We start from the raw sequence: 12,508 nt of genomic DNA, 5'->3' as shown, positions 1-12,508 counted from the left end.
TGGTGTTCGGCGGTGGTGGGTATCGCATACCGTACCGCCCGCAGAGCCCCTCCCCGAACGGGTGAAGGGCACCTCTGTCCGGTTCACCCGAACGCAGGTGCCCTTCACCCGGTCTGCGGCGGGGTCAGCCGCCGAGGGTCCAGGGGTCGGTGCGGACGGTGGAGACGGTGGCGGCCCAGCCGTCGCCGCCGCCGAAGCGGGCCTCGAGGAGATCGCGGGCCTGCGCGCACCAGGGCTGCTCGCTGGCCCAGTGCGCGACGTCGACGAGGACCGGTCCCCCGCCGCGCAGGTGTTCGTCGGCGGGATGGTGCCGCAGGTCCGCCGTCACGTAGGCGTCGACGCCGCGGGCCCGGGCCACCCCCAGGTAGGAGTCGCCGGAGCCGCCGCACACCGCGACGGTGCGCACGACCGTGTCCGGGTCGCCGGCGGCACGGACACCCCAGGCCGTCTCCGGCAGCGCGCGGCGCACACGCGCAGCGAACTCCCGCAGCGACTCGGGTTGCGGGAGCTCCCCGACCCGGCCGATGCCGAGCGCGGAGCCGGTGTCGGCGAGTTCGAGGACGTCGAACGCCGGCTCCTCGTACGGGTGCGCCGACCGCAACGCGGCAAGCACCCGCGACCGCAGCGCCCGCCGCGCGACGACCTCCACCCGATCCTCGGCGACCCGTTCGACGCGTCCGACGGTCCCGAGCGCGGGGTTGGCGTCGGCGCCGGGCAGGAACTGGCCGGTGCCGGTGACGGTCCAGCTGCAGCAGCTGTAGTCGCCGACCTGCCCCGCTCCCGCCGCGAACAGCGCCTCGCGCACGACGGCGGTGTCGGTGCCGGGCACCATCACCACCCATTTGTCGAGCGGCTCGGACGGCGCCGGGTCCAACGGGCCGGTCACGGTCAGCCCGAGCGCGTGCGCGAGCGCGTCGGACACCCCCGGGTCGGCGGAGTCGGCGTTGGTGTGCGCGGTGTACAGCGCGCACCCGCCGCGGATCAGCCGGTGCAGCAGAGCGCCTTTCGGGGTGTGCGCGCCGACGGTGTCGACTCCGCGCAGCAGCAGCGGGTGGTGCACGAGCAGCAGCTGTGCACCCCAGGCGAGGGCCTCGTCGACGACGGCCGCGGTCGCGTCGACGGCGACCATCACGCGGCTCACCCGGTCGGCGGGGTCACCGCACACCAGCCCGACGGAGTCCCAGCTCGCCGCGAGCGCGGGCGGGTACGCCTCCTCGAGCGCCGAGATCACCTCGGCCAGGACAACACTCATGCCAGAACCTCCGTCAGTGCGGTCACCAGGGCGTGCGCCGGCCCGGCGGCGCGGACGGCGACACGAATGTGGTTCGGATCCAGTCCGGGGAAGGTGTCGCAACGCCGGACCGCGATCCCCTTCTCCTGCAGTTTCTTCCGAACCAGGTCGGCATCGGGAACCCGGAGCAGCAGGAACGGGGCCCGCGCCGGCCCGACCACGTCCACCCCGGCGGCGCCGAGCATCTCGACCATCGCGGCGCGTTCGTCCTCGATCAGCCGCGCCTCACGTTCCGACCACGCGACCGCCTCCGGTTCGCTGCACGCCCGGATCGCCTCGAGCTGCAGGCTGCCCAACGGCCAGTGCGCCCGACCGACCTGCAGCCGCGCCAGCAACTCCGGCGGACCGAGCACGTAGCCGCAGCGCAGCCCGGCGAGCGCGAAGGTCTTCGTCAGTGACCGCAGCACCAGTACGTCGGGCAACGACCGGCCGGCCAGCGACTCCGGCTCGCCCGGCACCGCGTCTCCGAACGCCTCGTCCACCACCAGGATTCGACCGGGGCGGCGCAGCGCCAGCACCTCGTCCGCCGGGTGCAGCACCGACGTCGGGTTGGTCGGGTTGCCGAGCACCACGAGGTCCGCGTCGTCCGGAACCGCGGCGGCGCCGAGCCGATACGGCGGCGGCAGCACCACCTGGCGCACCGGGACCCCGGCCTCCCGCAGCGCCCACTCGGGTTCGGTGAACGACGGGTGGATCAGCGCCGCCAGCCGCGACCCGAGGCGCGGCAGCATCGCGAACCCCTCCGCGCCGCCGGACAGCAGTAGCACCTCGTCCGGGTGCCGGCCGTGCCGGGCGGCGACCTGCGCGCGGGCGGCGTGGTCCGCGGCGGCCGACGGATACCGCCCGAGGGTCGGCAGCGCCGCGGCGAGGCGGGCCGCGAGCCAGTCCGGGGGGCCGTCCCCGCGGACGTTGACGGCGAAGTCCGACAGCCCGGGCACCGCATCGACGTCGCCGTGGTGGCGCAGGTCGATGCCGCCGGAAGCTGGGGTGTCCACGACCGGCAGTCTATGGCGGTCCGGTGCTCGCCGATCGAGGCAGGCAGGATGGACGGGTGAGTTCCCCCGCGATCACCCTGTTCGACCTCGACGGCACCCTCACCGATTCCGCGCCCGGCATCGTGTCCGGATTCCGGCACGCGTTGGCGTCGGTCGGCGCGCCGGAACCGGACGGCGACCTGGCCCGGCTGATCCTCGGCCCGCCGATGGCGGACACCTTGCGCACGGTCGGTCTCGACGACGCGACCGCGGACCGGGCGCTGGCCGCCTACTTCGACCGCTACGACAGCGTCGGGTGGGCGGAGAACGAGGTGTTCGACGGGATCGCGGACCTGCTCTCCGCGTTGTCGCGGACCGACACCCGGCTGGCGGTGGCGACGTCGAAGTCGGAGCGGTTCGCGGTCCGCATCCTCGACCACTTCGGTCTCGCCGACCATTTCGAGGTGATCGCGGGCGCGTCCGCGGACGGCACCCGGCGGGCGAAGGCGGATGTCATCGAGCACGCGCTGCGCGGACTCGGCGTCGCACCGGTCGCCGGAGGCACCGCCGGGGTGGTGATGGTCGGCGACCGTGTCCACGACGTGCACGGCGCCGCGCACTGGGGCATCCCGACGGTGTTCGTGCACTGGGGATACGGGGCGGACTCGGAGGCCGCGGACGCCGCGTGGTCCGCGGCGACCGTCGCCGAGCTGGGGGCGATCCTCCATGCGAGCTGAAAGACTCCACGTCACCTTCGTGTGCACCGGGAACATCTGCCGCTCCCCGATGGCGGAGAAGATCCTGCTCGGGTACCTGATCGATGCCGGGCTCGCCGACGCGGTGCGGGTGTCGAGCGCAGGGACCGGCGACTGGCACGTCGGCGACGACGCCGACCACCGGACCACCGAGGTGCTCGCGGCGCACGGGTATCCGACCGGGCACCGCGCCGCGCAGGTCGGACGCGATCACCTGGGCGCGGACCTCGTGGTCGCTCTCGACCGCGGCCACGAGCGGGCGCTCGCGCACCTGGGCGTACCGACCGACCGGCGCAGGTTGCTGCGCAGTTTCGACCCGGACGCCGACGGCGACTCGGTGCCGGACCCGTACTACGGCGACCTCGACGACTTCGAGTTGGTGCGTGAGCAGATCGAGGCCGCGATTCCGGGACTGCTGGACTGGGTGCGGGAACGGCTGTGATCCCGCACACGCACATTTCGGGGTCTCCATCCCTGCCCAGTACCGTGGTGTCGTGGGAAGGCTGAAGTTTCTGCTGCGTCCGGGCTGGGTCGCGTTGGCTGTCGTCGTCGCCGGATTCGCCTACATGTGCTTCACGGTGCTGGCGCCGTGGCAGCTCGGCAAGAACACCAACACCTCGCACCGCAACACCCTGATCGAGGAGTCGATCGACGCCGACCCCGTTCCGGTCGAGTCGATCCTGCCCATCTCGGGCCCGATCCCGGCGGACGACGAGTGGCGACAGGTCACCGCGACCGGCACCTATCTGCCCGACCACGAGGCGCTCGTGCGGCTGCGGTCCATCGAGGGTGACCCCGCCTACGAGGTGCTCACGCCGATGCGGTTGTCCAGCGGCCCGGTGATCCTGGTCAACCGCGGCTACGTCCGCCCCGTGCAGGGCACGCTCGCACCGCCGATCGACCCGCCCCCGGCCGGAGAGGTGACGGTCACCGCCCGTGCCCGCGCGTCGGAGGGCACCATCGCAGGCAAGGAGCCCCTCACCGAGAACGGCGTCATCCAGGTCTACTACGTCGACGCCGGGCAGGTCGGCGCTGCCGTCGGTCTGCCGCTCGTGGAGGGCTGGTTCCAGCTCGCATCCGACCAGCCCGGGTCGCTGACCCCGATCCCGCTGCCGCAGCTCGACGCCGGGCCGTACCTGTCGTACGGGCTGCAGTGGCTCGCGTTCGGCGTCATGGCGCCGCTCGGGTTGGCCTACTTCGTGCGCGCCGAACTGCGGGAACGGCGACGCGAACGCGAACGCACGGTCGTCGAGCCCGCGGCTCCGGCCGACGAGGTCCCCGCCCCCGCCGAGGACCCGGCCCGGACGGTCGCGGTCACCGTTACCACCGCCGACACCGCGGAGCACGACGACGACATCGTCCTCCCGCGGCGCCGGTTCGGCCGCTCAGCGCCGGCGGAGCCCGAGACGATGACGGCGACGGAGGCGAAGCTCGCCGACCGCTACGGCAAGCGCCGCTGACCCGAGCGCCGCACCGGCCTGCACCGCCGTCGACAGCCGCGCGACCCGCGCGATGTCGGTGACTCGCGGGGCCGGGCCGTCACCGAGGGTCGGCCGTTCCTCGACGCCGTACGGGTATTCGGTGCGGCCGCCGAGCCGCACTCCCAGCGCTCCGGCCATCGACGCCTCCGCGACCCCGGCGTTCGGGCTCGGGTGAGCGGCCGCATCCCGGTGCCACGCGCGCGCCGCCGACCGCGGTGAGCCCCCGACGACCGGGGCGGCGGCGACCGCGAGTAGTCCGGTCACCCGGGCGGGCACCAGGTTCACCACGTCGTCGAGGCGGGCCGCCGCCCAGCCGAAGTGCAGGTACCGCGGCGACCGGTAGCCGATCATCGCGTCGAGGGTGTTGATCGCCCGGTACCCGAGCGCCCCCGGCACCCCGGCGACCGCCGCCCACACGAGCGGGGCGACGGTCGCGTCGGAGGTGTTCTCGGCGAGCGATTCGACGGTGGCGCGGGCGATGCCGTCGGCGTCGAGGGACTGCGGGTCCCGGGCGCACAGTGACGGCACCAGCTCACGTGCCCCGGCGAGGTCGTCGGCCGCGAGCCGGTCGGCCATCCGGTTCCCGACCCGGGTCAGCGACGTGCCGCCGAGCGCGGTCCAGGTCGCCGCCGCGACCGCGGCCGTCTCCCCCGCCCAGCCGAGCCGGCGCGCCACGCGAGACCCGAGCGCCGAGCCACCGACGACGGCACCGACGAGGAGTCCGGTGTGCAGCGCCCCGGCCGCACGCGAGTCGCGGTGGGTGAACCGCTCGAGGGCCGCCGCGGCCGTCCCGAAGCCGGCGACCGGATGCCGGCGCACCGGATCGGCGAAGGCTAGGTCGGCGAGAGCGCCCAGGACGATGCCGGTCGCGCGGGCAGAGATCCTGGGTCGAGTCACACCGGTAGTTGTACCAATCGTGGTCACCCGGGCCGGTGGTGCCCGTCGCACGCCCGGACGCTTCGTCCCTCCCCGGTCCCACACCGGTTCGACGAGATTGTCGTGTCCGTGTCCGATTCACCGCTCGGTGGTGGAAGGATGCCGGAGTCAGTTCAGCGGCGAATGGAGTCGACGGCGGTGGTGGCGACGGTGAAGTCCGCGCGCAAACGGTTGGCATCGCTCATCCGGGACGTCAACGAGAACACGGTCGCGGTGGAGATCGCCGGCAAGAGCAACAGCGCCGTACTCATCTCGCTTGCGCGGTACACCGCGCTGCAGGAGGCGAACTTCCTGCTCCGCTCACCGGAGCTGATGGAGAGCCTGCGGAGGGAGATGGCCCGCTCGCTTGCGCCTGCCCCCGAAGAGCAGGTCACCGAGAGCGGCGATGCGGCCACGCATTCGGCCGAGAAGCGCAAGCGAGGGTCCCGGGCCCAGGCGCGGAAGAAGCGAAAGAAGCGGAAGAAGAAGACCCGGTGATCCTGGCCTCACGGGCCGTCGTCGCCGGTTCGTCCGACCCCGCCCGCGTTGCGGCACGGAACCTCCGTCGTCGCCGGTCGGCCTGCGAGTTCCACATTCGGAAATAAACATTCGCGAATATGTGAACGCGTATGCGGACGTGCGAATATGGAAATAAATTGACTCTCGTCACACTTGTTTACAAATCACCTCGAATTAGTGGATGCTTCCTCGGGTATTTACGCGGCCATTGCCGCACGAGAAAAGGAGAGCACGCATGGGTTCCGCCGAGATCGTTCCGTTCCTCGACCTCGTCGCCGACTTCGCCGGCGCAACGAGCGATCTGTTCGGGGCGCTGAGCTTCTTCACCGGTTCCGCCGAAACCGTGAGCGAACTGCTCGGATAGCAGCTGCGGTCGATGTCGAGTGCCGCTGCCGCGTGAGCGGAAGCTGCACTCGACACCACCGGGCGAGGCGGCCGTGACCGCGAGCCCCTCGTTCGGGCGGAAACCCCACTCCGCGCAATTTCCCCCATTTCACTTCTCTCGTTCGTTCCGGCCAGGACCCCTGGTTCCCAATTCTCGCCTTTTCCCGGGCGCTTCACCGCAAATAGGCACGTTCGGCATTCGATGGCCGCTCAGCCTGCCGTTCACAGCGCCGGCAGCAAGCTCCGGCGGCACTCCCCCCGAGAGTCCGTTTCCGAGCGGCATGCCCACCCCCGACGGGTCGGAAGTCGATGCCGGCGGCGATGGCGTGTGTCCTCCTCCGGGCGACTGACGCACGGAAGGCCTTCCGGTCTCGACGGCAGCGGGATCAGACCTGACCATGCATAGGTGCATAGGTGCACAGGTGCGCACATAAAGGATATCTTTGGATCGATTCGACAGTCGAACGATCCCGGAGGTCCCGTGTTGATGAGCGTGCTGCGTCACCGCGAATACCGTCGGCTGTTCACCGCGCAGGTCGTCGCACTGGTCGGCACAGGCCTGCTGACGGTCGCACTCGGACTGCTGGCCTACGACATCGCAGGCAGTCAGGCCGGAGCGGTGCTCGGGACGGCGCTGGCGATCAAGATGGTCGCCTACGTCGCGGTCGCCCCGGTGATCACCGCGGCCACCGACCGGGTGCCGCGGAAGTTGCTCCTCGTGTCCGCGGATGTGGTGCGCGCGGCGATCGCGCTGCTGTTGCCGTTCGTCGAGCAGGTGTGGCAGATCTACCTGCTGCTCTTCCTGCTGCAAGCGGCCTCGGCGACCTTCACCCCGACGTTCCAGTCGGTGATCCCCTCCATCCTCGACGACGAGGACGACTACACCCGCGGCCTCTCCCTCTCCCGCCTCGCATACGACCTCGAATCCCTGCTCAGCCCCGTGCTGGCCGCCGCCCTGCTGACGGTGATCTCCTACAACCTGCTCTTCCTCGGCACCGTCGCCGGATTCGTCGCCTCCGCCGCCCTGGTCGTCTCGACATCCCTGCCGCGCCTGATCCCCGCCGACCGGTCGATCCCGCTCGTCCACCGCATCACCGGCGGTGCACGCGTGATGCTCTCCCGTCCCGTCCTGCGCGGACTGCTGGCGATGAACCTCGCCGTCGCCGCTGCCACCGGCCTCGTCGTCGTCAACACCGTCGTCTACGTCCGAGACCTCCTCGGCGGCACCAACACCGGCGTCGCGCTCGCCCTCGGCTGCTACGGCGGCGGCTCCATGCTCGTCGCCCTCCTCATCCCCAGGCTGCTCACCCGCGTCGACGACCGGACCGTCATGCTGACCGGTGCCGTGATCCTCCCCATCGGGTTGGCCGCGGTCACCGCTGTCCTGGCCATCGACCCGTCACCCGGCGTGGGGTGGGCGGCGCTCACCGTGCTCTGGATCGTGCTCGGCGCCGGAACGTCGATGATCAACACCCCCTCGGCCCGACTGCTTCGAGCCGAGTCGACCCTCGACACACGCGCCTCGGTGTTCACCGCCCAGTTCTCCCTCTCCCACGCGTGTTTCATGCTCACCTACCCGATCGCAGGATGGGTCGGCGCCCAGACCAGCCAATTCACCGCCGCAGCGGTCCTGACCGCGATCGCTACACTCGCAACAACAACAGCAACGCGGGCATGGCCGAAAAGCGTCGGCCTCGCAGTGCCAGAGATGGTGACGGCCGGAAGGTGACAACGATGGCTGCGGACAGCACGAACACCGGCGCCACACCGGCCACCACCGTGGCCAGCCTCACCCACGCCACCGCACCGGATCAGCCGCGCCTCGACGCCGCGACGAGCACCTTCCGGATGCTCTCCGACCCCACCCGCCTGCACATCCTCTGGATCCTCACCGAAACCGACGCCGACGTCACCGCCCTGACCGACGCCTGCGGCGCCTCCCGCACCGCCGTCAGCCAACACCTCGCCAAACTCCGCTTCACCGGTTTGGTCGACACCCGCAAAGACGGCCGCCGCGTCATCTACAGCATCCGCGACGGCCACCTCACCCGCCTCGTCCGCGAGGGCATGAACCACGCCGACCACGTCGTCACCGGCGAACCCCCACACGAATAGCCCCAGACAAACCTCACACCGGTCCGCTCCAACGAACGAGGGACCAACCAAGCCGAGCCCGAAGACCATCATCCTCCGAGCGGCGATCCAGGCTCAGGCAGCAGACTTCGTGATCCGGCCGCACCGACGAGTCGAGCTCCCGTCACCCCGGGATGCCGGATCGCGACGCACCGACCGGCAGGTCCCGCACCCGCCGCGCCGGGTTGCCCGCGTAGAGGCCGTTGGATTCGCAGTCGCGGGTGACGACGGCACCCGCCCCGACGATGCAACCGGGACCGACTGTCACCCCGGGCAGCACGATCGCGCCCGCGCCGATCCAGCTGCCGTCGCCGATGGTGATCGGCCGGTGGAACACCCGGCCCCCGCGCCCGTCCTCCGGACCGATCTCGTGGCTACTGGTGATGAACTTGGCACCGTGCCCGACAGCCACCTGCCGGCCGAGCGTGATCGGCGCGGTCCCGTCGAACAGCACCCCGCGGTTGACGAAGGTCCCCACCCCCATCCGAATGTCCTTGCCACCGAAGTGGCATCCCGCATAGATGCCCGCGCCCCATACCCGCGCACCCGCGGCGAGCAGCAACAGGATCCGCAGCCACACCGGCACGAACGGGGAGGACTGGATGATCGTGATCAGGCGCATCGCGTCACGATAGCCGCGCGCGCTCTACGCTTGACGCCGCAGCGTCCTGCCGAGACATCCCCCGCCGGAGCACAGATTGCCGAGACCCCTGAGGAGATCGTGATGGAACCCGACCCGATTCCCGTCGTGTTCGTGCACGGTCTGTGGATGCACTCGAGCAGCTGGCAGCCGTGGCGCGACCTGTTCGCCGCCCGGGGGTACGTACCGATCACCCCCGGCTGGCCCGGCGACGGCGACACCGTGGCGGCCACCAGGGAGAACCCCGACGAGCTGAACGGGGTCGGGATCGGGGAGGTCGCCCGGCACTATCGGACCGTCGTCGAGGCGATGCCGACACAGCCGATCGTGGTGGGGCACTCGTTCGGCGGGCTGATCGCGCAGAAGCTGCTCGGCGACGGACTGGTGCGCGGCGCGGTCGCGATCGCACCGGCCCAGTTCAAGGGGGTGCTGCGGCTGCCGCGCACGCAGGTGCAGACCGTCCTGCCGATCCTGAGCCGACCGGGCCTGCGGAAGAAGACGTGGTCGCACACGCCGGAGACGTATCACCGCGGGTACGCCAGCGCGGTGCCGCGGGAGGAGTCGGACCACCTGTTCGAGACCTACACCATCCCGGGTCCGGCGCGGCCGCTGTTCCAGGCGGCGCTGGCGAACATCGCGGGCGGCCCCACCAAGGTCGACACCCGCACCGCCCGAGGCCCGCTGCTGCTGGTCGCCGGCGGTGCGGACCGGACCGTTCCCGAGTCACTGGTCCGGTCGCAGTACAACATTCAGCGTCGCAACACCGGTGCCACCGAGTACTCGGTGCTGCCCGACCGGGGGCACTCCCTCACCGCCGACAACGGGTGGCGCGAGGTCGCGGACCTGGCGCTGGACTTCCTCGATCGCCACGATCTCGGGACACGACACGGCTGAGGGCGCGGGCTCCGAGCGGGCGGCGCGGGTTTCGGACGGTCCACGGGCGGTTCGTCCTCGTGACGCTCACGTTTGCGAAGTTCGAGCAGGAACACCGCACTCAAGGTGAGGTAGACGGCGAGCACCACAATCGGAGCGGCGACGAGGGTCAGGGCTGCGAGGAGTTCCATGAGTACACCTCCCTGGGCAGGCGGACGGAGTGTTCTTCGAGCTCACGCAGTTTCGCGGACCGAGATGCCGTCGACCGGACGCCTCGGTCCCTGACCACGGTAGTGAGATCCGTCGCGGCGCCGGTGAAGGGAAGGTGAACTCTCACTGTGACGTCCGGCACGATTGTCGGGCCGCCCGGTGGCAGTCGCTGCGGACGATCACCGAGACAGCGTCCCCGGGATCTCCAGGCGATTCGGCCGCTGTCCAGGTCCTCCAGCGCATCGTCGGATGTCCTCCCGGTGGCGGGAGGGGCGGACCGGGACGGGTACGGATGCGGACCGGGACCGGCCATCCCACCGGACGTGCGAGCCGGGCGGTGGCACCCTCGAACCGTGCCCGCACCTGTCCCCGAGCTCCCAGCCGTCCTGCTCGTCGAGGACGACACCCACCTGACCGACCTACTCGTCGAACTGCTCACCGACGAGGGGTACCGCGTGGAGACCGCAGGGGACGGCCCGACCGGGCTGCACCTGGGCCTCACACGTCGCTACGACGTCGTGGTTCTCGACCGCGGCCTGCCCGGACGTGACGGCATCGAGGTGCTCCGCGCACTCCGGCGACACGGCATCGACACCCCGGTTCTCGTGCTCACCGCCCGGGGCATGCTCCTCGACCGGGTCGAAGGACTCGACGCCGGTGCCGAGGACTACCTCGTCAAGCCGTTCGAGATCCCGGAGCTGCTTGCCCGGCTGCGCGCGCTGCGCCGCCGCCGGTTCGACGCCGCCGAACTGCTGCCGGTCGCGGGGCGACAACTGGAGCCGGCGAGCCGGACGGTGGTCGGCGAGGACGGCAGGGTCGAGCTGTCGGCGAGCGAGTGCGCACTGTTGGTGGTACTCGCCCGGTCGCCCGGCCAGGTGTTCACCCGCGGACAACTGCTCGACGCCGCGTTCGGCGCGGCAGGCACGCCGGGAACCGTCGACACGTACGTGCACTACCTGCGCCGAAAGCTCGGGCGCGACGTGGTGCGCACCGTCCGGGGCGTCGGGTACCGGATCGGCTCCCGTTGACCACCCGTTCGTTCCGTCGCAGGCCCGCCCTCGCTACCCGCCCGGCCGCGGTGATCGGCGACGAACTGCTGCTGCGGCGCGCCGGTCGCGTCGTGTCGCTGCAAGCGGCGGTCGCCCTCGCCCTCGTCCTGATGGTGGTGGGCGTCGTCGCGTTCCTGGTCGACGGCCGCGCCCAGTCCAGACAGGTGGAGTCGCAGTTGCGGTCCGTCGTCGAGACCGCCGAGGACGTCGACGATCCGCCACCGGGAACGGCACTCGCACTCCGCGGCCCGGACGGGGCGACAGCGGTCAGCGCGGGCGCACCGTCCCGGGCCGTGCAGCTCCTCGACGGTCCGCCCGGTTTCGTGGACGTCCGCGACGGCGACCGGGACTATCGCGGGCTCGTCGCCGACATCCACGGCGGACGCGCAGTCGCGCTCGTGGACCTCGAACCGTTCCACGCCGGCCGGGACCGGCTGCTGTCGGCCCTGCTCCTCGCCGAGATCACCGGTATCGCGGCCTCGACGCTGGTCGTGATCCTGTTGTCCCGCAGATCGATTCGACCATTGGCGCAGGCGTTGACGCTGCAGCGCCGATTCGTCGCGGATGCCTCGCACGAACTGCGGGCACCGCTGACCGTCCTGCACACCCGGGCGCAACTGCTCGCCAGGCGGGCGCAACGGATCGAACCGGCCGAGCTCTCGAAGCAGCTCGACGGCATCGTCGACGACACCCGGGCGTTGACCGAACTCGTCGAGGATCTTCTGCTCTCGGCTTCGCTGGACTCCGGTCCGGCCGCCCGCGAGCCGGTCGACGTGGCCGTCCTGTGCGAGCAGATCGGCGAAAGCATGACGGCCCACGCCCGATCCCTCGGAGTCGCAATCGACGTCGAGTCGGATGCCGACCCGGCCTTCGTGTCCGGCTCGCGGCCGGCGCTCCGCCGCGCGGTGCACGGCCTGGTGGACAATGCCGTCACTCACGTCCGGCCGGGTGGACGGGTGATCGTCCGCATCGGGGTCGGCGCCGGACTCGTCCGTATCGCGGTGACCGACACCGGTGTCGGCGTCTCGCCCCAGCAGTTGCCCCGGCTGTTCGCGAGATTCGCGCACGGGCCCGACCAGCCCTCCGGTCGGCGCGCGCACGGGATCGGCCTCGCACTCGTCCGCGAGGTCGCGCAAGCACACGACGGTGAGGTGCTCGTGGATTCCGTCGAGGGACAGGGCTCCACGTTCACCCTCGTCCTGCCCGCGAACTCCCAGCAGACTCCAAGAATCCGGACCTAGTCTGGCGACGGTCACACACACATCCGACGGAGGCGAGTCACAA

14 protein-coding genes are annotated in these 12,508 nt (G+C 71.2%); 10 read left to right on the top strand and 4 right to left on the bottom strand.

The window, feature by feature from the left end; translation table 11 throughout:
• Positions 1-124 precede the first annotated feature (124 nt).
• Together ACWEPG_RS20815 and cobC are read right to left on the bottom strand one after the other, a co-directional pair.
• Entirely contained in the window at positions 125-1,252 is a 1,128-nt protein-coding gene (locus ACWEPG_RS20815; protein WP_452595176.1) for a Nif3-like dinuclear metal center hexameric protein, read from the bottom strand.
• Positions 1,249-2,286: an Rv2231c family pyridoxal phosphate-dependent protein CobC gene (cobC, locus tag ACWEPG_RS20810; RefSeq protein WP_452595175.1), complete on the bottom strand. Its 1,038-nt coding sequence runs from the start codon at positions 2,284-2,286 to the stop codon at positions 1,249-1,251. Before cobC ends, ACWEPG_RS20815 begins: the two co-directional genes overlap by 4 nt.
• Before the next feature lie 56 nt (positions 2,287-2,342).
• Here cobC and ACWEPG_RS20805 point away from each other — a divergent pair, with 56 nt between their 5' ends.
• The 3 genes from ACWEPG_RS20805 to ACWEPG_RS20795 are packed head-to-tail and all read left to right on the top strand — an operon-like array spanning position 2,343 to position 4,480.
• A complete protein-coding gene (locus ACWEPG_RS20805; protein ID WP_452595174.1) occupies positions 2,343-3,002 on the top strand; it encodes an HAD-IA family hydrolase in 660 nt (219 codons plus the stop codon).
• Positions 2,992-3,462, top strand: a complete 471-nt coding sequence (locus ACWEPG_RS20800) for a low molecular weight protein-tyrosine-phosphatase (protein WP_452595173.1) — start codon at positions 2,992-2,994, stop codon at positions 3,460-3,462. Before ACWEPG_RS20805 ends, ACWEPG_RS20800 begins: the two co-directional genes overlap by 11 nt.
• Positions 3,463-3,514: 52 nt before the next feature.
• Complete coding sequence (locus ACWEPG_RS20795) at positions 3,515-4,480, top strand: SURF1 family cytochrome oxidase biogenesis protein (RefSeq protein WP_450112801.1); 966 nt, start codon at positions 3,515-3,517, stop codon at positions 4,478-4,480.
• On the opposite strand, the gene ACWEPG_RS20790 is transcribed toward ACWEPG_RS20795, so the two are convergent.
• Positions 4,406-5,398, bottom strand: a complete 993-nt coding sequence (locus ACWEPG_RS20790; protein WP_452595172.1) for a cobalamin biosynthesis protein — start codon at positions 5,396-5,398, stop codon at positions 4,406-4,408. The two genes, ACWEPG_RS20795 and ACWEPG_RS20790, sit on opposite strands and share 75 nt — an antisense overlap.
• A 138-nt stretch (positions 5,399-5,536) precedes the next feature.
• On the opposite strand from ACWEPG_RS20790, the gene ACWEPG_RS20785 reads away from it, so the two are divergent.
• From ACWEPG_RS20785 to ACWEPG_RS20770, 4 genes are all read left to right on the top strand, one after another.
• Positions 5,537-5,914 (top strand): type II toxin-antitoxin system Phd/YefM family antitoxin, encoded by a 378-nt coding sequence (locus ACWEPG_RS20785; protein WP_450112799.1) that lies wholly within the window; start codon positions 5,537-5,539, stop codon positions 5,912-5,914.
• A gap of 256 nt (positions 5,915-6,170) precedes the next feature.
• Complete coding sequence (locus ACWEPG_RS20780; RefSeq protein ID WP_450112798.1) at positions 6,171-6,299, top strand: hypothetical protein; 129 nt, start codon at positions 6,171-6,173, stop codon at positions 6,297-6,299.
• Between the two features lie 504 nt (positions 6,300-6,803).
• Positions 6,804-8,048 (top strand): MFS transporter, encoded by a 1,245-nt coding sequence (locus ACWEPG_RS20775; protein ID WP_452595194.1) that lies wholly within the window; start codon positions 6,804-6,806, stop codon positions 8,046-8,048.
• Positions 8,049-8,053: 5 nt separating this feature from the next.
• Entirely contained in the window at positions 8,054-8,434 is a 381-nt protein-coding gene (locus ACWEPG_RS20770) for an ArsR/SmtB family transcription factor (RefSeq protein WP_450112797.1), read from the top strand.
• Positions 8,435-8,576: 142 nt separating this feature from the next.
• Here the strand turns inward: ACWEPG_RS20770 and ACWEPG_RS20765 are convergent, their stop codons facing one another.
• A complete protein-coding gene (locus ACWEPG_RS20765; protein WP_452595171.1) occupies positions 8,577-9,074 on the bottom strand; it encodes an acyltransferase in 498 nt (165 codons plus the stop codon).
• Positions 9,075-9,176: 102 nt separating this feature from the next.
• Between ACWEPG_RS20765 and ACWEPG_RS20760 the strand changes: the two genes are divergently transcribed.
• The 3 genes from ACWEPG_RS20760 to ACWEPG_RS20750 all read left to right on the top strand — a co-directional run bounded on the left by ACWEPG_RS20760 (position 9,177) and on the right by ACWEPG_RS20750 (position 12,465).
• Complete coding sequence (locus ACWEPG_RS20760) at positions 9,177-9,986, top strand: alpha/beta hydrolase (protein ID WP_450112795.1); 810 nt, start codon at positions 9,177-9,179, stop codon at positions 9,984-9,986.
• A gap of 542 nt (positions 9,987-10,528) precedes the next feature.
• A complete protein-coding gene (locus tag ACWEPG_RS20755) occupies positions 10,529-11,203 on the top strand; it encodes a response regulator transcription factor (RefSeq protein WP_450112794.1) in 675 nt (224 codons plus the stop codon).
• Entirely contained in the window at positions 11,200-12,465 is a 1,266-nt protein-coding gene (locus ACWEPG_RS20750) for a sensor histidine kinase (RefSeq protein WP_450112793.1), read from the top strand. Before ACWEPG_RS20755 ends, ACWEPG_RS20750 begins: the two co-directional genes overlap by 4 nt.
• Positions 12,466-12,508 lie beyond the last annotated feature (43 nt).

This window comes from Rhodococcus sp. NPDC004095, assembly GCF_053604015.1.
The sequence above is the reverse complement of the archived record's forward strand: the minus strand, read 5'-3'. Positions and strand labels throughout refer to the sequence as shown.

What these genes read in the sequence shown, in the direction of transcription:
- ACWEPG_RS20815 (WP_452595176.1), bottom strand. Translation starts at nt 1,252, where the DNA reads ATGAGTGTTGTCCTGGCCGAGGTGATCTCGGCGCTCGAGGAGGCGTAC.
- ACWEPG_RS20800 (WP_452595173.1), top strand. Translation starts at nt 2,992, where the DNA reads ATGCGAGCTGAAAGACTCCACGTCACCTTCGTGTGCACCGGGAACATC.
- ACWEPG_RS20785 (WP_450112799.1), top strand. Translation starts at nt 5,537, where the DNA reads ATGCCGGAGTCAGTTCAGCGGCGAATGGAGTCGACGGCGGTGGTGGCG.
- ACWEPG_RS20780 (WP_450112798.1), top strand. Translation starts at nt 6,171, where the DNA reads ATGGGTTCCGCCGAGATCGTTCCGTTCCTCGACCTCGTCGCCGACTTC.
- ACWEPG_RS20770 (WP_450112797.1), top strand. Translation starts at nt 8,054, where the DNA reads ATGGCTGCGGACAGCACGAACACCGGCGCCACACCGGCCACCACCGTG.
- ACWEPG_RS20765 (WP_452595171.1), bottom strand. Translation starts at nt 9,074, where the DNA reads ATGCGCCTGATCACGATCATCCAGTCCTCCCCGTTCGTGCCGGTGTGG.
- ACWEPG_RS20760 (WP_450112795.1), top strand. Translation starts at nt 9,177, where the DNA reads ATGGAACCCGACCCGATTCCCGTCGTGTTCGTGCACGGTCTGTGGATG.